The organism is Streptomyces sp. NPDC058576 (assembly GCF_042718715.1).
GTDB lineage: Bacteria > Actinomycetota > Actinomycetes > Streptomycetales > Streptomycetaceae > Streptomyces.
Map to the genome: position 1 here is coordinate 100,071 of NZ_JBHXPF010000013.1, position 22,518 is coordinate 122,588.

Below are 22,518 nucleotides of genomic sequence, written 5' to 3' on the forward strand. Positions count from 1 at the left end.
GACTCACCGTGCACGCGACCCTCGTGAAGGCAGCCCTGGCCGTCGGCGTCGGTGCGGCGCTCTGCGCAGCCTCGGCCACCGCTCCGGCCACGGCGCGTTCGGCGGAGGAAGCGGCGAGGGCGGCGTGCCCCGTGGTCGATGTGCTGGTCGTCCACACACCGAAGGCCGCCAAGCAGGTCGGCGGCGCGCACCGGGTGCCCGCCTCGGCCCAGCGGATCGCGACGCGGATGAACCGGTCCCTGGCCGGGGGCGGTCTCTGCGGCATCATCCGCGTCGTCCACCCGTACACGGCGACCGACTACGAGGGGTCGGAGGAGTTCCGTGCCGCGTACGCCCTCCTCAAGGACCACGCGTCGGCGGGGCTCGGACGGCAGGTGCACGAACAGCGGGCGCGGTACGGCGCCGATCTGGTCACCCTGGTCGTGGACCGGCCGGAGCGGGGCGGCGGCACGGCGGACTACACGCCCGCGCTCGACGGTTCCACGGACGAGTACGCCTACGCGGTCGTCGACGTCGACGGGATCGACCTGGATTCGGCGAGCCACGAGATCGGCCACAACCTGGGCCTCGCCCACGACCGTACGACGCTGGCGGGCAAGGCGGACGGCTCGATGAGCGTGAGCCGGAACCGCCCGTACAACACCGGCTGGATCACCGAGGACGGCACGCGCTACACGATCATGGCGTACCGCTCCGCGTGCGGGGACCACTGCCGGCGGATCAGCCGGTTCTCCAGCGCGACGGGAACGTGGGAGGGCCACCGGCTGGGCGACGCGGACAACGACGGCGTACGGGTGCTGCGCGAGACCATGCCGATCGTCGCCGGGTATCGCACCAGGGGCTGATACCGCGCCACGCCCCGGGAGGTTTCCGCACCCCGCCGCTCGGGCCGTCACCGGGCCGGGTCTACGTTCACAGCAGGGCGACTCGCGACAGGTCGTCGATCCGAACGTCTAAGGACCCGCCATGGAACGCATGCGCGCCGCGCGTCTCCACCTCCCCAGCCGCACCCTCGCCGTGGCGGAGGTGGACAGGCCCGTGCCCGGCCCCGGCGAGGTGCTGGTGAGGGTGAGGGCCGCGGGGGTGTGCCTCTCCGACGTGCACCTCGTCGACGGCACGTTGACCCCGCTGTACCTGGAGGGGGACACGGTCACCCTGGGCCACGAGGTGGCCGGGACCGTCGCGGAGGCGGGACCGGACGCCGCGGGGTGGGCGGTCGGTGACCGGGTGGTCCTCCAGGCCGGCGAGACGCGTCGGGGCCGGACGCACACCCGGGGCGTCGACTACGACGGCGGCTGGGCCGAGTACGCCCTCGCCACCGTGTCGACCCTCGTCGCCCTGCCCGACTCGATTCCCTTCGAACAGGCGGCGATCATCCCGGACGCGGTCTCGACGCCGTGGGCGGCGGTGACCGCCACCGGCGACGTCCGGGCCGCCGAGGCCGTGGGCGTCTGGGGCGCGGGCGGGCTCGGCGCGCACGCCGTGCAGCTGCTGCGGACCGTGGGCGCGCACCCGGTCGTCGCGGTGGACCCCGCCCCGGCGGCCCGTCGGCGGGCCCTGGAGTTCGGGGCCGACCTGGCGCTGGACCCCGCCGATCCGACCTTCCGCGAGCGCGTGCTCGGGGCGACGGGCGGTGCGGGCCTGGCGGCGGCGTTCGACTTCGCCGGGGTACCCCCGGTCCGTGAGCAGGCGCTGACCGTACTGGCCCCGAAGGGGCGGCTGGTGCTGGTGGGGCTGACCGACCAGCCGCTTGTCGTGCCCCACGGCACGCTGTTCAGCTTCCTCCAGCACCGGATCCTGGGCCACTACGGCTCGGAGGGCCACCATGTGGAGCAGCTCGTCCGGCTCGCGGAGGGCGGCCGGCTGGACTTCTCCCGGTCGGTCACCGATGTCCTGCCGCTGGACGAGGTGGCGTCGGCGGTGGAGCGGATGGAGACCAAGGAGGGCGACCCGGTCCGGCTCATCCTGCGGCCGTGACGGCCCCGCCCGCCGCGGTGCCGGACCCGCCCGCCTCCTTCGCACCCGCGCCGGCTTCCCGCTCCGGCCCGCTCCTCGCCAGCTCGACGTTGAACTGGGCTCCGGCCAGCAGCGACAGGTTGGCGAACCACACCCAGATGAGGAAGACGACGAGCCCGGCGAGCGACCCGTACAGCCTGCTGTAGCTGCCGACCTGGGTCGCGTAGAGGGCGAACAGCGCCGATGCGGTGAGCCAGAGGAACGCGGCGAGGATCCCACCGGGCAGGCCCCGGCGGATACCGCGTGCGGAGCGGGGACCCGTGCTGAAGAGGACCATGATCAGGCAGGCGACGAGGCAGACGAGGAGCGGCCACTTCAGTGCCGCCCACAGGGTCTCCCCCTCGTGCGGGAGGCCGATGCCGCGGCCGAGCCAGCGGGCCAGCGGACCGGTCATGACGAGGGCGAACGCGCTGGTCATGAGCAGGAGGAGCAGGCCGATCGCCGAGACGACGATGATGTGCGCCTGCCGCAGGGGCGGGCGCGTCTCCCGGACGCCGTACATCGCGTGCAGGGCCCGGCGGAAGACCGCGAGGTAGCTGCACGCGGACCACACGGCGCTCACGGATCCGGTCGCGACGAGCAGCCAGACGGCGGAGCGCTGCTCGGTGGCCGCCTCCAGCGGCTTGCGCAGCGCGTCGCCGGACTCGGCGGGGGCGAACGCGGTGATGTCGGCGATGAGGGCGCCGGTCGCATCGGGGTTGGCGAGCCCGATCACGGACACGGTGACCAGGAGCGCCGGGAGCAGGGCGAGGATGGCGTAGTACGTCAGGGCGGCGGCCCAGTCGGTGACGTCGTCGTTCCACAGGGAGACCGGGGTGCGGCGCAGAGCGGTGCGCCAGCGGCGGGGTGGTGCGGCGGGTCCGGCGGTGGGGGCGGTGCTGTCCGCGGCGGACGCGGTCTGGGTGGGCAAGCTGGTACTCCGGGGACGTGGGCGAACGCGGGGGGGGGTGGGGTGACCTGCCCGTGCCCGGACGTGCCGACCCCGCACGATCCTCTCCTGCCACGTCGCGGCCGAAGCACACCTGGGGGGCGTGCCCTGTCGATCCGGGCGGGTCAGTCGTTGACGGCCGTGAGCAGGACCACCGCGTCGCTGAGCGCCAGCAGCCCGTGCCGTTCCTGCGGAATCGGGTGCAGGGTTCCGGCGGGAAGCTCCGCGTCGCCGGACCCGGCGGTGAGGCGGACGCTGCCGCGCAGGACGAGGAGCGAAGCGGCGGGCGGCGCGTTGTGCTCGTCGAGCGCGGTCCCCTCGGTGAGGGCGATCACCGTCTGGCGCAAGGGGGGCTGCTGGAGCAGGAGGTGGGCGCTGCGGCCGTGGGCGGAGGCGCGGGCGGCGGTCAGGTGTTCCTCGGCGAGTGCGTTGAGGTCGTCCATGTGCCCCACTGTGCCGCAGCCGCACGCGCCCCGCGATCCTGACGTGCCCGGACGGCGTCCGGGCCGCCCTGGCGGCCCGGACTCAGCGGGGCGCCTTCGCGGTGGAGCCCCGTACCACCAGCTCCGGCTCGAACAGCAGCTCGTCCGGCGGGAGCGTCCCGCCCTGGATGCCCGCGCAGAGCAGTTCGACGGCGGCCCGGCCCATGGCCTCGATGGGCTGGCGGATGGTGGTGAGCGGGGGTTCGGTGCAGTTCATGAACGCCGAGTCGTCGTAGCCGACGACCGAGATGTCGGACGGCACCCCGAGGCCGCGCCTGCGGGCCGCGCGGACGGCGCCGAGCGCCAGGGGGTCGCTGGCGCAGATGATCCCGGTGACGCCCCGCTCCAGCAGTCGGGAGGCCGCCGCCTGGCCGCCCTCCAGGGAGAACATCGAGCGCTCGACGTGCGCCTCGGTCAGCTCGCCGCCGGTGGCCGACGCAACGGACCGGGCCGCGGCGAGTTTGCGGCGGGAGGGCACGTGGTCGGAGGGGCCCATCACCACGCCGATGCGCTCGTGGCCGAGGGAGGCGAGGTGGCGCCAGGCGCGCTCGATCGCGACGGCGTCGTCACAGGAGACGCAGGGGAAGTCGAGCCCTTCTATGGGGGCGTTGATCAGCACGACGGGGATGCGGCGCTCGGCGAGGCGGTGGTAGTGCTCATGGGCCTCGTCCGCCTGGGCGAACAGGCCGCCGGCGAAGACCACGCCGGAGACCTGCTGCTGGAGCAGGAGGTCCACGTAGTCCGCTTCGGAGACACCGCCCTTGGTCTGGGTGCACAGGACGGGGGTGAGCCCCTGCTGGGCGAGGGCGCCGCCGATCACCTCCGCGAAGGCGGGGAAGATCGGGTTCTGCAGTTCGGGCAGCACGAGGCCGACGAGTCGGGCGCGCTCGCCCCGCAGTTGGGTGGGCCGCTCGTAGCCGAGGACGTCCAGGGCCGTCAGCACGGACTGCCGGGTGGTCCGGGACACCCCGGGCTTGCCGTTCAGCACCCGGCTCACCGTGGCCTCGCTGACCCCAACCTTCTTGGCAACCTGAGCAAGTCGTCGCGTCATGTCGCAAGACTAACGTAAGCACTGCAAGCAATTGACTTATCAACGCAAGGATTGCACGCATAGGGGCGCTTCCCGGCCAGTGGGAAGCGCTCCCTTTGCGGGCCCTTCGGCCTCCTCTCCGGGCTACGGGTTGATGTTGATCTTGAAGCCGGGTGTGGTGTTCCTGATGTCCTGGGCGTTGTCGCTGAGCTTCAGGCCGTTGAAGGTGACCTCGCCGACGGCGGGACCCTGACCGGCCTCCGGCATCTCGTTGGCCCACAGCCCGAAGCCGGACTTGGCGTCGAACGCGTCACCGCTCTTGCGCGCCCCCGAGATGGAGATGTCGCTGAGCACGGTGTCCTTGATCGGGAACTGGGGCTGTCCGCCGACGTAGTTCGTCTGGAACATGATCCCGCTGTAGGTGGGATCGACGATGTCGACGTCCGAGATCCGGATGCCCTGGAACACCTTCGACGCCGAGAAGAGCCAGATCCCGGGGAAGGTCTGCGCTCCCCAGAAGTGACCGCCCGCGCGCACGATCGAGACGTTCTCGATCTTCGTCGGTCCGGTCCCGAAGCCGTTCATCGGATAGCCGAAGTCCAGTGAGCTGACCGTGATCCCGGAGTACACCAGGGTGTCGGCGATGTGGATGTTGCGGAAGGTGTTGTCGTACCCGCCGTAGACGGCGATGCCCGCCGCGCGCCAGGTGAGGATCGAGGTCAGGTTCTCGTAGACGTTGTTCTTCATGTCCGCTCCCCCGGCGTCGATCGCCGAGAAGAGCGCGAAGCTGTCGTCACCGGTGGCCCGCGCCTCGTTGTTGGCCACGAGGTTGTCGGTGGACCCGTTGGTCATGTTGACGCCGTCGGCGAACATGTTGCGGATCCGGGAGTTCTTGATGGTGACGTTGTCGGTGTTCGCGCCCCAGTAGAGGCACACCATGTGCTCGTTCCAGATGTTGTCGATGACGATGTCCGACACGTTCGAGAAGTCGAAGACCTTGCCGGGCCCGTCGATCCGGGACGCGTAGTTGCCGAAGTACGCGAAGTTCGCGAACGACGACCCCTTGGCGGCGGCCTCGGCCCGGAAGCCGACATCGGTGTTGTCCTGCGTGGACGGGGCGTTGAAGCGGGTGTACCAGGGGCCGGCCCCGACCACCTTGACGGCCTTGCCGTAGACCTGGAACTTGCTCGCCGTGCTGTACTCCCCCGCCGGGAGGTAGACGCCCACCAGCGTGCCGGTGGTGTCCATGCGGACCTTGTCCAGGGCGTTCTGGACGTCCTGGTGGGTGAAGCCCGCCGGCACGGTGTACGTGGCGGGGTTCGGGTTGGCGACCGGTGCGACCTGCTCCAGGTTGATGAAGTCGATCGCGTACGTGCTCGTGTTGGCGCTGTCCTTCTGGAGCCGGATCCTGGACCCCGCCGGGACCGTCTTGCCCAGCAGCACGTTCGCCTCGTCGTAGATGTGACGGGGCGCACCGGAGCCCGGGGAGTTGCCGGGCGCGGCCTCGTTCCCGTACAGCCAGGCGAATTTCGAGGTGAGGTCGATCTTCTTCAGGAAGACGCCGTCGACGTAGACGTTCAGCGTGGAGTCGATGCCTCCGCCGCCCGGGGCGTCGGGGATGGAGAACCGGGTGACCAGGGTGTTGGTCGAGGCCCGGGTGGTGAACTCGACGTAGTTGCCGGTGTTGTTGAGCGTGACGGCCTTGCGCCCCGAGGCTTCGCCCGCGATGTCGCCGACGGTCCGGTTCGGACCGACGACCTGTGCGCCGCCGCCGGTCGCGCCGTCCTCCGCCTCGTACATGTCGTACGGCATGTTGGCGCCGCGTCCGATGAAGAGCGCCTGCGTGGAGGTGTTGTTCTCGCGCTTGACCGGGAGTTCGTTGGCGTCGGCCGCGATCACGGTCCGTACGGTGTACGAGCCGTTGGCCGCGGTCCAGGTGCCCAGCGGGACGGGTGCGGTGGTGGCGCCCGCCGCGATGACCCCGTTGTGGGCGCCGGTGAGGGTCTTCACCGTGGCGCCCTTGCTGTCGACGAGGGTCAGCGTGACGCCGTGGGCGCCGGCCGCCGAGGCCACCGTGCCCTGGTTCTTCAGAGCGACCGAGAAGGTGACCGTGTCGCCCGCGGAGGCGGCCGAGGGTGAGGTGGTGACCGCGGCGGCCACCAGGTCCGAGCTGGAGACCGGCTTCACGACCAGCGGGGAGGCGCTGCTGTAGGTGTTGTTGGTCTCGTTCTGCTCGATGACCTCGCCCGCCGGGTCGGCGACCGCGCTCAGCTCGTAACTGCCCGCGTTCCGGGCCCCGATGGAGGCGCTGACCTGTGTGGAGGCGCCCGATGCGAGGGCGCCGACCGAGGCGGTGGCGACCTTGGTGGAGCCGAGCCGTAGCTCGACCTTGCTGGCCGGGGCGGCGAGCGCTCCGGCGTTGCGGACGGTCGCGGTCAGGGTGATCTCGTCCGTCTCGACCGGGGCGGCGGGCGCGGCGGTGATGCCGGTGACCTGGAGGTCGGGGTTGGCCGCCGGAGCGCCCAGCACCTGGAATTCGGCGACCCGGCCCGCGCCGGAGCCGCTGTTGGCGGTGAACTTCAGCTGGACGTCCGCGACGCGGGCGGGGACCGGGATGGTCACCGTGTTGCCGGAGGCGGGACTGAAGGCGTAATCCTTGGCGGCGGCCAGGGAGTTGAAGGACGAGGAGCTCTGTTCCCTGCCCAGGACCTCGATGCGCTGGGTGCGCGGACCCCAGCTGCTGTCGGGGTTGAGCTTGACGACGACGTTCTCGGTGTCGGCGTTGGAGCCGAGCTTCACGGTGAGCGTGTTCGGGTAACTGCCGCCCGCGCCCTCCCAGTAGGTGGAGGTGCTGTTGTCGTTGGCGTTCTGTGCGACGTAGGTGTGGACCACCGAGGAGGCGGTGATCGGCTTGTTCACGGCGAGGTTGGAGGCGGAGCCGCTCTGCCCGTTGCGGGTGACGGTGTTGCTGTCGCCGGAGACGTTGCCCGCCGCGTCCTTCGCGCGCACGACGTAGCTGACCGTGGTGGACGCCGACTGGGTGTCGGTGTACGTCAGCACGTTGCCCGCGACGCTGCCGCGCAGCACGTTGTTGGCGTAGACGTCGTAGCCGGTCACGCCCTTGTTGTCGGTGGACGCCTGCCACGTCAGCTTGACCGAACCGCCGGCCGGCTCGGTGTACGCCAGCGCGGTGGGTGCGGTGGGGGCCTGGGTGTCGCCGGTGTCGCCGCTACGGGTGACGGTGTTGCTGTTGGCCGAGACGTTGCCCGCCGCGTCCTTGGCGCGGACGAAGTAGCTGACGCTCTGCCCGGCCGGGCGGGAGTCGGTGTACGTGGTGACGTTGCCCGCGACACTGGTGAGCAGGGTGCCGTCGGCGTAGACGTCGTAGCCGGTGACGCCCGTGTCGTCCGTCGCGGCCTTCCAGGTCAGCCGGATCTGGCCGGTGGCGGGCTCGGTGAACGCGAGGTTCGCCGGCGCGGTCGGCGCCTGCGTGTCCCCGGTGGTGGGTCCGTAGACCTCCAGCTCGGCCAACTGGGCTGCCGATGCACCGGTGTTGGCGGTGATCAGGGCACGGACGTAGCGCGTCGTCGTGGCGTCGAAGGTGATCGTCGCCGACTGTCCGCCCGCCGCGTCGAAGCGGTAGGCCCTGGAGGCGGTGAGATCGGTGAAGTCCGAGCCGTTGGTGCTGCCCTGGAGCTTCAGCGTCTGGCTCCGCGCGGCCCAGCCGTCGGGCAGCCGCAGCACCACCCGGTCCACGCCCAGCGACGCGCCCAGGTCGGCCTGGATCCACTGCGGGAACTGGTCGTTGCGGCTCGCCCAGTAGCTGTCGCGGTTTCCGTCGTTGGCGTTGGCCGGGGTCTGCGAACCGTTGCTGCTGCTGGCGGTGAGGGTCTTGCCCGCCGCCAGGTCGGCCGAGGACTCGCCGGCCCCACGGACCTCCAACTCGGAGAGCTGGGCGGCCTGCCAGCCGGTGTTGGCGGTGATGTTGACCCGTACGAACCGGGTCAGGGTGGCCGGGAACGCGATGGTGACCTCGTTCGCCGCTCCCGGGGCGAAGGTGTATGTCGCGGAGTTCTTCAGGGTCGCGAAGCTCGTGCCGTCCGCGCTGCCTTGGAGCGACAGCGTCTGGGTGCGGGTCTCCCAGCCCGCCGGGAGCGTCAGCTTGACCTCGTCGACGCGGGCGCCCGCGCCCAGGTCGGTCTGGACCCACTGGGGCAGTCCGCCTCCGGCGCTCTCCCAGTACGTCGACCGGTTGCCGTCGGTGATGTTGGACGCGCCGTACTCGGCGTGGGCGCTGCTCGCGGCCGCGGCCCGCCCCGCGGCGAGGTTGGGACCGGCGGCCGCCGCTGCGGCGAGCGACGGTACGCCGATCATCAGAAGACTGGTCGTGACCAAGGCGGATATCGCCCGCCATCTCCAGCGTTGGGCTCTCATAGCTCCCCGATCTTCGGCCTCGGCGCAGGGCGCGTCGAGGGCGCGGCTCTGTGACCGCAGCCAGGGAACACGGATTTCTGCGTATGCTGCGGCCTGTTTTGCGTTGTGCCGTCAGAGAGTTGCAGAGAAATGAGAGACCGTCCACCGTTCCGACAACAGCCGGGCGGCCGGGCCGGGGAGCGGATTCCGCCGCGCGGTCACCGCTCCCCGGCCCCGTGGCGGGGAGCCGGACAGGCCGTCCGACGGATCGTCAGAGGCCGCCGGTGTACAGCAGCCGGTCGGGCGAGCCCTGGCCGAGGCCGGTGAGCACGTCCGGGGTGGCCGTGTCCTCAAGCCACCGCGCGACGGCGGCGGGCGAGGCCGAGGGGTTCCCCTGCTTGTAGAGGGCGGCGACGCCCGCGACGTGCGGGCTGGCCATGGACGTGCCGTTCAGCGAGACGGTGCCGCCGCCGAGCCGCGCGGAGACGATGTCGGCCCCGGGGGCGTACAGCGCGAGGCAGGAGCCCCAGTTGCTGAAGGAGGTCTCCCGGTCCTGCCGGTCGCTCGCGCCGACCGTGACCACGCCGTCGGCGGCGGCCGGGGAGACGTCGCAGGCGTCCCGGTCGTCGTTCCCGGCGGCCACGACGGGCAGCACGCCCGCGTCGGCGACGGACTCGACCGCCGCGTCGACCGCGGTGGAGCGGGCGCCGCCGAGCGAGGCGTTCAGCACGGCGGGGGCCTTGGTGCGGGCGGCGTCCTTGGCGACCCAGTCGAACCCGGCGAGGATGCCGGCCCAGGTGCCCCGGCCCTCGCAGTTCAGGACACGTACGTTGACCAGCGAGGCGTCCTCGGCCACGCCGGAGGTCACGCCGCCCGCGGTGCCCGCGACGTGGGTGCCGTGTCCGTTGCAGTCCATGCCGTCGCGGCCGTCCCCGACGGCGTCGTAGCCGTTCACCACCCGGCCGCCGAACTCGCTGTGCGCGGCGTCGATCCCGGTGTCGACGACGTAGACCTTCACGCCCTCGCCGGTGGCCGTGGTGGTGAAGGTGTCGTCCAGCGGCAGGGTGCGCTGGTCGATGCGGTCCGTGCCCCAGCCGGCCGCGGGGGCGCGGAAGAGGCTCCCCGTTCGGGGCGCCTCCACGGCCACCTCGGCGTTCTCCTCCACGGCGAGGACGCCGGGAACGGTCCGTACCGCTTCGAGTTCGGCGGCGGTGAGCGTGGCGGCGAAGCCGTGCAGGACGTTTCCGTAGCGGAACAACGGGTCGAGCCCGAGCTCCCGCAGGACGGTGTCCGGCGAGAGTTCGGGCTCCAGGGTGACGATGTACTGCCCGGGTACGGCCCGGGTGGACTGCTCCACCGCGACCCCTTCCGGTCCGTTGTCGGCCGAGGCCGGGGCGGTGGTGGCGATCATCGGGGCGATCAGCAGCAGGGCGGCCGTGGCCCATCGGGCAGGCAGGCGCATGCATTCTCCTCGGGGTGGGGATCCGTTCGCGGAGCGAGTGCATCCGCGAAGCGCGAACACCCGTTCCTTCGTCCCCGTCCGCCGGTCGCCTTAGCCGGTTCAGCCGGACAGCGCAACGCCGCCGGTCAGCTCCAGCGCGTCGAGGTCGTGCTCGACGGACGGGCGGAGGTCGTCGTTCGTCCAACTGCCCACGGCCACCTCGGCGGTGATGCCGGGCCCGAAGCCGGCGATGAGGCCCTGGGCGGACTCGGCGACTCCCCCGTCGTCGAAGAGCCTGGCCAGCGCGTCGAAGACGACGGAGCTGGCGATGTTGCCGCGTTCGGTGAGGGTGGCCCGGCTGTAGCGGAACATCTCCGGCGGCAGCTTCAGGAAGTGGCAGAGGTCGTCCAGGATGCGCGGTCCGCCCGCGTGGACGATGAAGAAGTCCATGTCGGGGACGGACCAGCCGTGCAGGTCGACCAGGTCCTGGAGGACGGGGGCGAGCATCTCCATGGTGCCGGGGACCCGCTTGTCCAGCAGGAAGTGGAAGCCGGTGTCGCGGACCGCGTAGGAGATCCAGTCCTCGGTGTCGGGCACCAGGTGCGAGCCGTTGCGTTCCAGCCGCATGCCGGTGCCGCCCTGCCCCCGGACGACGGCGGCCGAGAGGGCGTCGCCGAAGAGCCCGTTGGAGAGCAGCGAGCCGACGCCGATGTCGGTGGGCTGGTAGCAGAGCGAGCAGAACTCGCAGGAGACGATGAGGACGTTGGCCTCGGGGTAGGCCACGCAGAAGTCGTGCGCGCGGTTGATGGCCGCGCCGCCGGCCGCGCAGCCGAGCTGGGCGATGGGGAGTTGGCGGGTCTCGGCCCTGAAGCCCATGGTGTTGATGATCCACGCGGTCAGCGAGGGCATCATGAAGCCCGTGCAGGAGACGTAGACGATCAGGTCGATGTCGGCCGGATCGGTCTCGGCGTTCGCGAGGGCCTGCCGGACGACTTCGGGGACCCTGCGCTTGGCCTCGGCCTCGTACACCCGGTTGCGCAGCTCGAATCCGGGGTGCTTGAGGGTCTCCTCGATGGGCTGCACCAGGTGCCGGGTCTGGACACCGGTGTTCTGGATGAGTCTCAGGACGAGGTCGCGCTGGGGGTGGCCGGCGTGGGTCTCCCGGGCCAGCTCCAGGGTCTGCTGCATCGTGATGACGTGTTCGGGCACAGCGATGGCCGGTCGGCACAGGGTCGCCATGGGTTCTCCTCGTATCTGGGAGCGGAGGCTCTCGTCACCACGTGACGGGCAGGGCGAGCGGGTAACGCCAGATGGACGTCGTGTTCCACCGGATGTCCTCGGGCTCCGCGTCGAGACGCAGGGCCGGGAAACGGGCCAGCAGTGTGGAGAAGGCGACCTCCAGCTCCATGGTGGCGAGCGGCGCACCCAGGCAGTGGTGTGCGCCCCAGCCGAACGTCATGTGCGGGATGGACGGCCGGTCGGGGTCCAGCTCGTCGGGGCGGTCGAACTTGGCGGCGTCCCGGTTGGCCGTCAGGTACGACACATGGACCACGTCGCCCGCCTTCATGGCGACCCCGCCGAGTTCCAGGTCCTCGGTGACGATGCGGGGGATGCCGACGCCCTTGCGGAAGGGGATGTACCGCAGCAGCTCCTCGATCGTGCGGGGCAGCCTCTCCGGTTCGGCCTGCAGCGTCTTGAGCAGCCCGGGCCGGGTGAGCAGGGTGTGGGCCATGTTGCCGAGCTGGTAGGTCGTGGTGTCCTGGCCGGTGATGAGCAGGACCATGGCCATGACGGCCAGTTCGTTGTCGTCGAGCAGTTCGGCGCCGTCCCGGGCGGTGGCCAGGGTGCTGATGAGGTCCTCGCCCGGGGAGCGGCGGCGCTCCGCGGTCAGCTCGGTGAAGTAGCCGCGCAGTTCGGCCTTGGCCCGTACGGCGTCCTCCTTGCCGGCGGCCCCGACGTTCATCATCGTCAGGGCGTGGGCGCGGAGCCAGGGGCGGTCGGCCTCGGGGATGTCGAGCGCCTCGCAGATGGTGATCAGCGGCAGCGGTGAGGAGAGACGGGCCACGAAATCGGCCGGGGCACCTTCGTCCTCCATGTCGTCCAGCAGCTGGTCGACGATGCGCTGGGTCCCCTCCCGCATCTGGTCGACGCGGCGCGGGGTGAAGCTCTTGGCCACCAGGCTGCGCAGCCGGCTGCTGGCCGGCGGGTCCATGAGGTTGATGGACTCGGCCTGGACGATCGGCTCCGGGGTCATCCGGGGAAAGTCCCGCCCGAGTACGGCGCTGCGGCTGAAGCGCCGGTCGGTGGTGACCGTCCGGACGTCCTCGTACCGGGTGACGAGCCATGCCTCGCCCTCTCCGTACGCCATCCGGATGCGGGAGACGGGCTCCTCGGTCAGCAGTTCCTTGAGCTGGGGGTCGAACTCCAGTTGCTGTGCGAAGTCGAAGGGGCAGCTCCGTACGGTTTCCTTGTCGTGCACCGAGGCGTTCTGCACCGAGGTGTTGTCCACCGAGGCTCTCCCAATGATCCGGTTCGGAAATTTCTGGGCGTGCCGGCTCCGGGTCCGGGAACAGACCTCCGCTGTGTCCCCCGTGGAGCCGTGAAACATGTCACTCACCCTCCGCAGTCAGCCGATCAGACGGGGACCGGGCCAGTCGGGAGGGCCGTCGGGCCGAGTCATCCGCCCCGCACGGATGAAATTCCGCTGAAGAGCGGCCTGTGCTGGTAGCAGTGCAGGGGACACCATCAGGCCGACGAGGAAACGCGGACGAGGCACGCTGATGACAGAAAGTAATCACCACGGGGGTCTGCGGACCCGTCGCAGCACGTTCGCCCTGGGAGCCGCCACGCTGGCGGGGACCGTAGCGGCGTCAGGGCCGGATGCCTTCGCCCTCGCCCGGCCGGTGGCCGCGCCCAGCCCGGCGAGCGATGGACAGGTGCCGTTCCACGGCGTCCACCAGGCCGGAATCCTCACGCCGCAGCAGCGGTTCGGCGGCTTCGCGGCCTTCGATGTGACGTGCGGCGACCGGGCGGAACTGACCGCGCTGTTCCGGAAGCTGACGGAGCGCGCAAGGACCCTCACGGCGGGCCTCAAGCCGAAGACGCCGCAGGAGGGAGGCACCGAGCGGCCCCGGGACCGGCTGACCATCACCCTGGGGGTGGGCGCCTCCCTCTTCGACGAACGGTTCGGCCTCGCCGCCGCCCGGCCCCCCGGCCTCACCCGCATGCCGTCGTTCCCCGGAGACCGGCTGGAGATGCGGACCTGCCACGGCGACCTGTCGGTGCAGGTGTGCGCGGACAATCCCGACGCCGTGCTGCACGTCGTGCGCGATCTGGCCCGCGAGGCGGCGGGCGCCATGCGGGCGCGCTGGCGGGTCGACGGCTTCATCAACCCACCGCGTCCGGCCGGTGCGCCACGCACCTTCCTGGGCTTCAAGGACGGCACGGCCCATCCGGACACCGCGTCGGCCCGTGAGATGGACCGGCTGGTGTGGCTCGGGGCCAAGAGCGCCGGTCCGGCCTGGGCCCGGGGCGGCACCTACCAGGTGATCCGCGCCATCCGGCTGCGGGCCGAGGCCTGGGACCGGGTACCGGCGGCGCAGCAGGAGAAGATGTTCGGCCGGCAGAAGTCGAGCGGCGCGCCCCTGGGCGGGAAGAAGGAGAGTGATGTCCCCGACTACGCGAAGGATCCCAAGGGTCTGGTGACTCCGCTGGACTCCCACATCCGCCGGGCGAACCCCCGTACGCCGCAGTCGGCCGATTCCGTCCTGCTGCGCCGGAGCTACAACGTCGACCAGGGCCTCGCCCCGGACGGGACGCTCGACCTGGGGCTGGCGTTCTGCTGCTACCAGCAGGACGTGGCCCGGCAGTTCGAGACGGTTCAGAAGCGGCTGGAGGGCGAGCGGCTGGCGGACTTCACCACGACGACGGGCGGCGGCTACTTCCTGGCCCTGCCCGGAGTCAAGGACAAGAAGGACTGGTACGGCTCCAAGCTGCTGGGCTCCTGAGCCCGCGGGGCCGGCCGTACGTCATCGAGCGGCCCCGGCAGCCGGGACGGCCCCGGACGCGTCCCGCACGTGGTGGCGGCCGATCGGGAGCATCAGGGGCCGCCCCGAGACGGGGTCCTCGATGATCCGGCTGTCGAGGTCGAACACCGCCCGTACGGTCTCCTCCGTCAGCACCTCGGCCGGGGCGCCGGACGCGTGGAGCCCGCCGTCGGCCAGGGCGATCAGGTGGTCGGCGTACCGGGCGGCGAGGTTGAGGTCGTGCAGGACCATGACGATGGTGGTGCCGCGCGAGCGATTCAGGTCGGTGAGGAGGTCGAGGACCTCGATCTGGTGGCTGGCGTCGAGGAAGGTGGTCGGCTCGTCGAGCAGCAGCAGATCGGTCTGCTGGGCGAGCGCCATGGCGATCCACACGCGCTGGCGCTGGCCTCCGGAGAGTTCGTCCACGGCGCGGTCGGCGAGCGGTTCGGTGTGCGTGGCCTCCAGGGCGGCGGCCACGGCGGCGTCGTCCTTCTCGTTCCAGCGGGAGAAGATGCCCTGGTGCGGGTGGCGGCCTCGGCCGACGAGATCGGAGACGGTGATGCCCTCGGGTGCGACCGGCGACTGCGGCAGCAGGCCGAGGGTGCGGGCCAGCTCCTTGGCGGGCAGCCGGTGCACCTCCTTGCCGTCCAGGACGACGCGGCCCGCGCGCGGGGCGAGCAGCCGGGACATGGAGCGCAGCAGCGTCGACTTGCCGCAGGCGTTCGCGCCGACGATCACGGTGATCCGGCCGGGCGGTACGGCCAGGTCGAGGGAGTCGACGACGGTGCGTTCGCCGTAGCCGAGGGTGAGTCCTTCGGCGGTCAGTCGGTGGTGCGTGGTCATAGCGAGCCTCCCGCCCGGTTGGTGCGGATGATCAGGTGGACGAGGTAGGGGGCTCCGAGGACGCCGGTGACGACGCCGACCGGGTAGCGCTCGCCGAAGGCGAACTGGCCGGTGAAGTCGGCGACGAGGACGAGCAGCGAGCCGACGAGTCCGGCGGGTACGAGAAGCGAGCCGCCCGCTCCGACGATCCGGGCGGCGATGGGCCCGGAGAGGAACGCCACGAACGCGATGGGGCCGGCCGCCGCCGTGGCGAAGGCGATGAGCCCGACGGCGGCGACGATCACGGTGATCCGGGTGCGTTCGACGCGTACGCCGAGGGCGGAGGCGGTGTCGTCGCCGAGTTGGAGCGCGGAGAGGTTGCGGGCCTGGCCCAGCAGCAGCGGAGTGAGGACGGCCGCCGCGACGAGAGCGGGGACGACCTGGTCCCAGCCGGCTCCGTTGAGGCTGCCGGTCAGCCAGCGCATCGCCTCCTGGAGGTCCCATTCGGCGGCCTGGGACAGGACGTAGGAGGTGACGCTGTCGAGCATCGCGGAGATCCCGATGCCGATGAGGATGAGCCGGGTGCCGGCGACGCCGCCCTTGAACGCCAGCGAGTACACCAGCAGGGCGACCCCGAGTCCGGCGGCGATGGCGAGGACGGATACCTGCACCTCGCCCAGGGACAGGGTCACGATCGCGATGGCCGCGGCGGCGCTCGCCCCGGAGCTGATGCCGATGATGTCGGGGCTGGCGAGCGGGTTGCGGAGCATCGTCTGGAAGGTGACGCCGGCGAGCCCGAAGCTGAATCCGGCGACCAGGGCGAGAACGGCCCGGGGCAGCCGCAGCCGGCCCACCGTGAACGACGCGCCCGGCACCTGCTCGCCGAGGATCACCCGGAACACGTCGCCGGGCGGGTAGTAGGTGCGGCCCGCCATGAGGGTCACGGCGAACGCGGCGAGCACGAGGACCACCAGCACCAGGACGACGCGGCGGCGGCGCGAGGCGCCCCGGACGCGGCGGCGGGTGGCGGCCTCGACGGAGGAGGGCCGGGTGAGGACAGGGGCGCTCACAGGGCACGTACCTTCTGTCGGCGGACGATGTAGATGAAGAACGGGGCCCCGATCAGGGCCGTGACGATGCCGACGTCGATCTCGGAGGGGCGTGCCACGATCCGGCCGACGACGTCGGCGGCGGTGAGCAGGACCCCGCCGAGCACCGCCGAGAGCGGCAGGAGCCAGCGGTGGTCGACGCCGACGAGCAGCCGGCAGGTGTGCGGGACGACGAGGCCGACGAAGCCGATCGGCCCGGCGACGGCGGTGGCCGCTCCGCACAGCAGGACGGCTCCGAGTGCGGCCACGGCCCGCGCCACGGCGACCCGTTCGCCGAGACCGGCCGCCAAATCGTCGCCCAGGGCGAGGGAGTTCAGGGCGCGGGCGGAGAGCAGACAGACGGCGAAGCCGACCGCGAGGAACGGCGCGACCTGGCCGATGCGTTCGAAGGACGCGCCGCCGACGCCGCCGATCTGCCAGAGCTTGAAGCTTCCGGCGATGTCGTTGCGCGGCAGGATGACCGCGCTGACGAGCGAGGCGAAGGCGGCCGATGTGGCGGCCCCGGCGAGCGCCAGCTTGAGCGGGGTGGCCCCTCCCCTGCCGAGCGTTCCGACGGTGTACACGAACAGCGCGGAGAGGGCGGCGCCCGCGACGGCGACCCAGATGTAGCCGGTCGGCGAGGTGAGTCCGAAGAAGGCGACCGCCGTGACGACGGCGAGGGAGGCCCCCATGTTGACGCCGAGGATGCCCGGGTCGGCCAGCGGGTTACGGGTCACGCCCTGCATGACGCCGCCCGCGAGGCCGAGTGCCGCGCCGATGACGACGGCGAGGACCGTGCGGGGCATGCGCTTGGTCGCGGCCGCCTGTCCCAGGGTGTCGTCGGAGCCGCCGAGCGCCGCGACGACGTCGGACCAGGGGACGTCGCGGGAGCCGAAGGCGACGGAGGCCAGCATGACGGCGGCCAGGGCGAGCACGGAGAGGAGGACCCACAGCAGGCGCACGCCCGCCGGACGCCTGGTGGTGACGGCGTCCGGCGGGGTGCGGGTGTCGAGCGTGGTCACTTGACCTTGTCCGCGGCCTCGGCGAGGGCGGCGGCGTAGTCGTCCAGCACGTAGCTGATCGACAGCGGCGTCGGGTTGGCGGCGGTGGCCAGCGGGCTGGTGCCGGGCAGCAGGTAGGTGGAGCCGCGCTCGACGGCGGGGATCTTCGAGAGCAGCGGGTCCTTGGTGATGGTCTTCAGCAGCTCACCGGTGTCGTCGCCGTAGCCGGTGATGATGTCGACGTCGTCGAACGCGTCGATCTGCTCGGCGCTCTTGGTGAGGGCGAACTTCTTCGTGCCCTCGGAGGCCTTCGCGATGGACCCGGGGATCTTCATGCCCAGGTCCTGGAAGAACTGGGTGCGGGTGTCGTGGGCGGTGTAGAAGCCGACCTGGCTGACGTCGTTGGGGTCGACGTGCGTCATGAACATCGCCGACTTGCCCTTGAGCTGCGGGTACTTGGCGGCGGTCTTCGCTATGTCGCCCTCAAGGTTCGTGATCAGCTTCTCGCCCTCGTCGGCCAGCCCGATCGCCTTGCTGTTCGTCCGGATGATCTCGCGCCACGGCGTCGCCCAGGCGGCGTCCGGGTAGGCGACGACGGGGGCGATCTCGCTGAGGGTCTCGTAGTCCTTCTTGGTCAGACCCGAGTACGCGGCCAGGATGACGTCCGGCTTCGTGTCGGCGACCGCCTCGAAGTCGATGCCGTCGGTCTCGTCGAAGAGCACCGGCGTCTTCGCCTTCAGGTCGTCGAGCTTCTCCTCGACCCAGGGCAGCACGCCGTCGTCGTTGTCGTCGCCGAAGTTCGCCGCGGCCATGCCGACCGGCACGACGCCGAGCGCGAGCGGCACTTCGTGGTTGGCCCAGTTGACGGTCGCGACGCGCTTCGGCTTGGCCGGGATGGTGGTCTTGCCGAGGGCGTGCTCGACGGTCAGGGGGAACGCGCCGTCGGAGCGGCTCTCGTCCTTGCTCCCGGAGTCGGAGGTCCCGCCGCAGGCGGAGACGCCGACGAGGGCGGCCGCCACGACGAGCAGGCGGAGGCGGTGTGAAGACATGGGTGTGTACCCGGCTTTCCGGATGTCGGGGGTGGCGCTGCCCGCACGTCCGGGGTGGAGTGCCCGTCGTGGAGCGCTGCGCGACGCGCGCGTCACTGGCTTAGGTAAGGCTTGCCTTGGCACTTTATGAGAAGCGACCCGACTGTCGCAATCAACTGTTTAGGACATGCTCTGTAGCGATACAGACATGCGGAACCCCCGCTCCCGGTTTGTGGGACGGGAGCGGGGAGTTCTGCTAGGCGGCGTCCCACACGCCGGTGGGGGCGATCTCCTCCACCCAGTCCGCGAAGTCGCGGGGCTCGCGCTTGAGGGCACGCCCGACGCCGTCGGCCAGCGAGCTGTTGCGTCCGTCGAAGAACTCGGAGATGAGCGTGGCCAGCGGCTCGGCGACATCGCGTGGGGCACCGTCGTCGACGACGGCGTCGGCGAACTGGTCGCGGGTGATCGGCTGGTAGCGCAGAGAGCGGCCCGTCGCTCGGGCGATCTCCTCGACGCCTTCGGCGAAGGTCCAAAGGCGCGGGCCCGTCAACTCGTAGCGCTCGCCCGCGTGGCCGCCCTCGGTGAGGGCTGCCACCGCGACGTCGGCGATGTCGTCGGCGTCGACGAACGGGTCGGCGTTGTCACCGGCGGGCAGGGCCAGCACTCCGTGGCGCAGCGGCTGCAGGAACACGCCCTCGTCGAAGTTCTGGTGGAACGAGGCCGGGGCGACGATGGTCCACTCGACCGGGAGACTCGTCACGGCCTCCTCGCACCTGACGGCCTCGGCCTGATTGCGGGCAGACAGCAGGACCAGGCGCCGCACGCCTGCGTCGACCGCCAGTTCGGCCACGGCGCCGATGGCGTCGCCGGCGCCGGGCCACTCGATCTCGGGGTAGTACATCAAGTAGGCCGACCGGACGCCGGTGAAGGCGTCGGCCCAGGTCGAGGGGGACTCCCAGTCGAACGGGGGCGTGCCGCGGCGGGAGGCGACCCGGACGTCCACGCCCCGCTCGACCAGCCTCTTCGTCACCCGGCGGCCGACCCGGCCGGTACCACCGAGGACCAACGTCGTGTGCTCGTCTGTCGTCATACCCGCAGTCTGAACGGCATAGGTCTGGACGTTCCATGGTTCAGCTGCCGGAATGCATGTCCAATCGTCTAGTCTGCACGGATGGACGCACTCGCAGGGCTACTCAAGGGCCCGCGGGCCAGTGGCGCCTTCCTCCTCCGCATCCTGCTGGATCCCCCCTGGTCGATCCGGGTGCAGGACGGATCACCGCTGTGCGTCGCCGTCATGCTCGGCGGCGAGGCGCACGTCGTGCCCGACCACGGCGATCCGGTGCGGCTGCGCCCGGGGGACGTCGCCATCATCCGTGGGACGGACCCCTACCTGATGAGCGACGGGACGACGACCGCGCCCCAGGTCATCGTCCACCCCGGCCAGCGGTGCGTCACGCCCGAGGGCGTGGACCTGCGGGAGCGGATGTCCCTCGGGGTACGCACCTGGGGCAGCAACCCCGACGGATCGGTGCAGATGATGCTCGGCGTGTACGAGGAGGTCGGCGCCGTCGGTCAGCGCCTGCTCGACGTGCTGCCGCCGCTGCTGGTCGTGTCGGACGACACGTGGGACTCGACGCTCCTCCCGGTCCTGGCCCGCGAGGTCACCCGACAGGGGCCGGCCCAGGGCGTCATGCTCGACCGCCTCCTCGACCTGCTGCTCATCTCGGTGCTGCGGGTGTGGTTCGACCGGCCCGGAACCGAGGCCCCGGCCTGGTACCGGGCCCACGACCATCCGGTTGCCGGCGAGGCGCTGCGCCTGTTCCACGAGAACCCGGCAGGCGACTGGACGTTGGTGAGAGTCGCCGCCGAGGTCGGCGTGTCACGGGCGACACTGGCCGAGTGCTTCCGCACCGCCGTCGGCACGCCGCCGATGGCCTACCTGACCGAGTGGCGCCTGGCCCTGGCCGCCGACCTGCTGCACCAGTCCGACGCCACGCTGAACACGGTCGCCCGACAGGTCGGCTACGGCAGCGGATTCGCCCTCAGCGCGGCTTTCAAAAGGGTGTACGGGATCAGCCCGCAGGAGCATCGGAGCACCGCGCCCGCCCGGTGAGCGGCCTGCGGGGCGGCTCACCCCGGCCGGAATGTTCCCGGGGTGAGTCCCGTCGTACGCCGGAAGGCGACGCCGAACGCGCTCGCCGAGCGGTAGCCGACCTGTTCGGCCACGCTCTCCACGTCCCACCCGCGGGCCAGCAGGCCGATCGCGTGCTGGGCGCGGACCGCCGCCACCCAGCGCACGAAGCTCGTGTCGGTCTCGGCGGTGAACGCCCGGGTGACCGTACGGGCGCTGACGCCGAGGGCGGACGCCCACTCCGTCAGTGTCCGCCGGTCGGCGGGGTCCTCGCGCACCGCGTCGGCGATCGGGCGCAGCAGGTCGGAGGTCGGGATCCGCACGAGCAGTTCGCGGGGCGACGGGGTGAGCACGTCGAGCACCAGCGTCTCGGTCGCGGCCCGCGAGGCGGCGGCGAGGCCGGGTTCGCCGAGCCGTTCCAGCAGCAGACGCAGCAGCGGGGTGATCTCGACGGCGACCGGGGTGTCGGAGATCGACGCGGTGGTGCGGAAGCCGAAGAAGCTGGCGCGGAGCCAGGTTCCGGCGGTCGCCGAGCCGGTGTGCAGCGTGCCGGCGGGCATCCAGAGGCCGAGCGCGGGGGTGATCGTCCAGACGCGTTCGCCGACCACCGCCGTGGAGGCGCCGCGCTCGTTCCAGAGCAGTTCGTGGAAGGGGTGGGAGTGTGCGTCCCAGAGCGTGTCGTGGGCGACGACCTCGCCGTAGTCCCTGATGACGAACGGCGTCTCCACCGAACCGGGCGCGAGCGCGGGCAGCGTCCGGGTCTCCCTCGTCACGGGGGTCGCCAGGGTCCCCTCGGTCACGGGGACCGGACCTCGGTCGCACGGGAACCGCTCGCGGCGGACGGGTGGCGCATCCGCCCAGCCTAGAGGGCCGGGGGCGCGCGGCGGCGGTGAGCCCCTTCCTCTGCCTCGACTCGACGTTTACGCGGAGGCGGGTACGTCCTTCAGGTGAAGGGATCACCGCCTTCGCCGCGCACGCCGCCGCCCGGCCGGACAGTGGGTGGGCCGACGGGGCACCGGGCCACGGCCGGCGGAACGTGATGTGCGGAGAAAGGTGACGGATTCATGGGAACTGAGGCCACCAGGCGGGTCGCGCTCGTCTTCTCCCTGTTCGACGCGAATGCCAACGGCGTCCTGGAGCAGGACGACTTCGATCTCATGGCCGACCGCGTCGTCCGCGAGGCGCACGAGTCGGATCAGGCGGCGAAGGACGCGATGCGCGCGGCGTACAGGCGGTACTGGACGACTCTGCTCACCGAGCTGGACGCCGATGGGAACGGCGAGATCAGCTTCGAGGAGTTCACCGCGTGCGTGCTGTCGCCGGAGCGGTTCGACGCCACCGTCGCCGTGTTCGCCGAGGCGCTGGCCGCACTGGGCGACCCGGACGGCGACGGGCTGATCGAGCGCCCGGTGTTCATGGCGCTGATGCGGGCGATCGGGTTCGAGCCGGCGAACATCGACGCGCTCTTCGACGCCTTCGAGCCGACCGACGGGGACCGGATCCGGGTGGAGACGTGGGTCGCCGGGATCAAGGACTACTACGCCCCGGGCAAGGCCGGCATCCCCGGGGACCACCTGGTCGTTGGCACCGCCGTCTGACCGCCGGACGCACCCCGCGGCAACCGCCGGCCACGTCGGGACGTGGCCGGCGGAGGGCCGCCCGCGGTCAGCCGGTCAGCAGGTCCGGGTTGCCCGCCAGCGCGGCCAGGCGGCCCTGCGGGTCCGGGACGAGCCGCCGTTCGGCGAGATCGAGGACGCCGGCCACTCCGGCGATCTCCGCGGCCACCGTGCCGTCCTCCTTGGTGATGCGCTGCTCCACGGTGAACGTCTTGCCCGTGCCGTAGTCGAACCGGCAGGTGACCCGTACGCGCTCGCCGCCCCGCAGCTCCCGGAGGTACTTGACCGTCACCTCCAGCTGCACCGGGCCGATTCCGTCGGCCAGCAGCTTCTCCTGGGGCAGTCCGGCGGCCCGCAGCAACTCCCAGCGGGCGTGCTCCGCGTACTGGAGGTAGACGGCCTGGTTCAGGTGGCCCTGGGTGTCGAGCTCGTAGCCGCGCACGGTCACATCAACGGAGAAGGTCATGACCGTGCGAACGCCTGGGCCCGGCCGTCCA

General features: G+C 71.5%; 19 protein-coding genes. 5 read left to right on the top strand and 14 right to left on the bottom strand.

Going from position 1 to position 22,518, the window contains the following annotated elements:
* Nucleotides 1–8 precede the first annotated feature (8 nt).
* Both ACFWRV_RS12925 and ACFWRV_RS12930 read left to right on the top strand, forming a co-directional pair.
* Complete coding sequence (locus ACFWRV_RS12925) at nt 9–845, top strand: M12 family metallo-peptidase (protein ID WP_384332657.1); 837 nt, start codon at nt 9–11, stop codon at nt 843–845.
* Between the two features lie 121 nt (nt 846–966).
* Nucleotides 967–1,977, top strand: coding sequence for a zinc-binding dehydrogenase (locus ACFWRV_RS12930; RefSeq protein WP_384332660.1), 1,011 nt, complete (start codon nt 967–969; stop codon nt 1,975–1,977).
* Here the strand turns inward: ACFWRV_RS12930 and ACFWRV_RS12935 are convergent.
* From ACFWRV_RS12935 to ACFWRV_RS12965, 7 genes are all read right to left on the bottom strand, one after another.
* A complete protein-coding gene (locus tag ACFWRV_RS12935; RefSeq protein ID WP_384332663.1) occupies nt 1,961–2,926 on the bottom strand; it encodes a YihY/virulence factor BrkB family protein in 966 nt (321 codons plus the stop codon). The two genes, ACFWRV_RS12930 and ACFWRV_RS12935, sit on opposite strands and share 17 nt — an antisense overlap.
* A 143-nt stretch (nt 2,927–3,069) precedes the next feature.
* Entirely contained in the window at nt 3,070–3,387 is a 318-nt protein-coding gene (locus ACFWRV_RS12940; RefSeq protein WP_384332666.1) for a cupin, read from the bottom strand.
* Nucleotides 3,388–3,469: 82 nt separating this feature from the next.
* Nucleotides 3,470–4,477 (bottom strand): LacI family DNA-binding transcriptional regulator, encoded by a 1,008-nt coding sequence (locus tag ACFWRV_RS12945; RefSeq protein WP_384332669.1) that lies wholly within the window; start codon nt 4,475–4,477, stop codon nt 3,470–3,472.
* 123 nt (nt 4,478–4,600) lie between these two features.
* Nucleotides 4,601–8,890 carry a discoidin domain-containing protein gene (locus ACFWRV_RS12950; protein ID WP_384332672.1) on the bottom strand — a complete coding sequence of 1,430 codons (4,290 nt, stop codon included), beginning with the start codon at nt 8,888–8,890 and terminating at the stop codon, nt 4,601–4,603.
* Nucleotides 8,891–9,140: 250 nt separating this feature from the next.
* Complete coding sequence (locus ACFWRV_RS12955) at nt 9,141–10,331, bottom strand: S8 family peptidase (RefSeq protein WP_384332675.1); 1,191 nt, start codon at nt 10,329–10,331, stop codon at nt 9,141–9,143.
* 99 nt (nt 10,332–10,430) lie between these two features.
* Nucleotides 10,431–11,564: a type III polyketide synthase gene (locus ACFWRV_RS12960; RefSeq protein WP_384332735.1), complete on the bottom strand. Its 1,134-nt coding sequence runs from the start codon at nt 11,562–11,564 to the stop codon at nt 10,431–10,433.
* A 19-nt stretch (nt 11,565–11,583) separates the two neighbouring features.
* Nucleotides 11,584–12,819, bottom strand: a complete 1,236-nt coding sequence (locus tag ACFWRV_RS12965) for a cytochrome P450 (protein WP_384332678.1) — start codon at nt 12,817–12,819, stop codon at nt 11,584–11,586.
* 271 nt (nt 12,820–13,090) lie between these two features.
* Between ACFWRV_RS12965 and ACFWRV_RS12970 the strand changes: the two genes are divergently transcribed.
* The gene (locus ACFWRV_RS12970; RefSeq protein WP_384332681.1) at nt 13,091–14,317 is read left to right on the top strand and encodes a Dyp-type peroxidase; all 1,227 of its coding nucleotides are present in this window, start codon (nt 13,091–13,093) and stop codon (nt 14,315–14,317) included.
* A 21-nt stretch (nt 14,318–14,338) separates the two neighbouring features.
* On the opposite strand, the gene ACFWRV_RS12975 is transcribed toward ACFWRV_RS12970, so the two are convergent.
* The 5 genes from ACFWRV_RS12975 to ACFWRV_RS12995 form a co-directional block, all read right to left on the bottom strand.
* The gene (locus ACFWRV_RS12975) at nt 14,339–15,178 is read right to left on the bottom strand and encodes an ABC transporter ATP-binding protein (RefSeq protein WP_384332684.1); all 840 of its coding nucleotides are present in this window, start codon (nt 15,176–15,178) and stop codon (nt 14,339–14,341) included.
* Nucleotides 15,175–16,227: a FecCD family ABC transporter permease gene (locus tag ACFWRV_RS12980; protein WP_384332687.1), complete on the bottom strand. Its 1,053-nt coding sequence runs from the start codon at nt 16,225–16,227 to the stop codon at nt 15,175–15,177. Before ACFWRV_RS12980 ends, ACFWRV_RS12975 begins: the two co-directional genes overlap by 4 nt.
* Nucleotides 16,224–17,267, bottom strand: a complete 1,044-nt coding sequence (locus tag ACFWRV_RS12985; RefSeq protein ID WP_384332690.1) for a FecCD family ABC transporter permease — start codon at nt 17,265–17,267, stop codon at nt 16,224–16,226. The genes ACFWRV_RS12980 and ACFWRV_RS12985 overlap by 4 nt, the downstream gene beginning before the upstream one ends.
* The gene (locus ACFWRV_RS12990; protein ID WP_384332693.1) at nt 17,264–18,295 is read right to left on the bottom strand and encodes an iron-siderophore ABC transporter substrate-binding protein; all 1,032 of its coding nucleotides are present in this window, start codon (nt 18,293–18,295) and stop codon (nt 17,264–17,266) included. The genes ACFWRV_RS12985 and ACFWRV_RS12990 overlap by 4 nt, the downstream gene beginning before the upstream one ends.
* Before the next feature lie 235 nt (nt 18,296–18,530).
* Complete coding sequence (locus tag ACFWRV_RS12995) at nt 18,531–19,364, bottom strand: NmrA family transcriptional regulator (RefSeq protein WP_384332696.1); 834 nt, start codon at nt 19,362–19,364, stop codon at nt 18,531–18,533.
* Nucleotides 19,365–19,445: 81 nt separating this feature from the next.
* Between ACFWRV_RS12995 and ACFWRV_RS13000 the strand changes: the two genes are divergently transcribed.
* Nucleotides 19,446–20,387, top strand: coding sequence for an AraC family transcriptional regulator (locus tag ACFWRV_RS13000; protein WP_384332699.1), 942 nt, complete (start codon nt 19,446–19,448; stop codon nt 20,385–20,387).
* Nucleotides 20,388–20,404: 17 nt separating this feature from the next.
* Here ACFWRV_RS13000 and ACFWRV_RS13005 read toward each other — a convergent pair whose 3' ends face one another.
* Nucleotides 20,405–21,178 carry an AraC family transcriptional regulator gene (locus ACFWRV_RS13005; RefSeq protein ID WP_384332736.1) on the bottom strand — a complete coding sequence of 258 codons (774 nt, stop codon included), beginning with the start codon at nt 21,176–21,178 and terminating at the stop codon, nt 20,405–20,407.
* 291 nt (nt 21,179–21,469) lie between these two features.
* Between ACFWRV_RS13005 and ACFWRV_RS13010 the strand changes: the two genes are divergently transcribed.
* Nucleotides 21,470–22,003, top strand: a complete 534-nt coding sequence (locus tag ACFWRV_RS13010; protein WP_384332702.1) for an EF-hand domain-containing protein — start codon at nt 21,470–21,472, stop codon at nt 22,001–22,003.
* Nucleotides 22,004–22,070: 67 nt separating this feature from the next.
* Here the strand turns inward: ACFWRV_RS13010 and ACFWRV_RS13015 are convergent, their stop codons facing one another.
* Nucleotides 22,071–22,487 carry an acyl-CoA thioesterase gene (locus tag ACFWRV_RS13015; protein WP_384332705.1) on the bottom strand — a complete coding sequence of 139 codons (417 nt, stop codon included), beginning with the start codon at nt 22,485–22,487 and terminating at the stop codon, nt 22,071–22,073.
* Nucleotides 22,488–22,518 lie beyond the last annotated feature (31 nt).

What these genes read in the sequence shown, in the direction of transcription:
- ACFWRV_RS12930 (WP_384332660.1), top strand. Translation starts at nt 967, where the DNA reads ATGGAACGCATGCGCGCCGCGCGTCTCCACCTCCCCAGCCGCACCCTC.
- ACFWRV_RS12940 (WP_384332666.1), bottom strand. Translation starts at nt 3,387, where the DNA reads ATGGACGACCTCAACGCACTCGCCGAGGAACACCTGACCGCCGCCCGC.
- ACFWRV_RS12945 (WP_384332669.1), bottom strand. Translation starts at nt 4,477, where the DNA reads ATGACGCGACGACTTGCTCAGGTTGCCAAGAAGGTTGGGGTCAGCGAG.
- ACFWRV_RS12950 (WP_384332672.1), bottom strand. Translation starts at nt 8,890, where the DNA reads ATGAGAGCCCAACGCTGGAGATGGCGGGCGATATCCGCCTTGGTCACG.
- ACFWRV_RS12955 (WP_384332675.1), bottom strand. Translation starts at nt 10,331, where the DNA reads ATGCGCCTGCCTGCCCGATGGGCCACGGCCGCCCTGCTGCTGATCGCC.
- ACFWRV_RS12970 (WP_384332681.1), top strand. Translation starts at nt 13,091, where the DNA reads ATGACAGAAAGTAATCACCACGGGGGTCTGCGGACCCGTCGCAGCACG.
- ACFWRV_RS12975 (WP_384332684.1), bottom strand. Translation starts at nt 15,178, where the DNA reads ATGACCACGCACCACCGACTGACCGCCGAAGGACTCACCCTCGGCTAC.
- ACFWRV_RS12990 (WP_384332693.1), bottom strand. Translation starts at nt 18,295, where the DNA reads ATGTCTTCACACCGCCTCCGCCTGCTCGTCGTGGCGGCCGCCCTCGTC.
- ACFWRV_RS12995 (WP_384332696.1), bottom strand. Translation starts at nt 19,364, where the DNA reads ATGACGACAGACGAGCACACGACGTTGGTCCTCGGTGGTACCGGCCGG.
- ACFWRV_RS13000 (WP_384332699.1), top strand. Translation starts at nt 19,446, where the DNA reads ATGGACGCACTCGCAGGGCTACTCAAGGGCCCGCGGGCCAGTGGCGCC.
- ACFWRV_RS13010 (WP_384332702.1), top strand. Translation starts at nt 21,470, where the DNA reads ATGGGAACTGAGGCCACCAGGCGGGTCGCGCTCGTCTTCTCCCTGTTC.
- ACFWRV_RS13015 (WP_384332705.1), bottom strand. Translation starts at nt 22,487, where the DNA reads ATGACCTTCTCCGTTGATGTGACCGTGCGCGGCTACGAGCTCGACACC.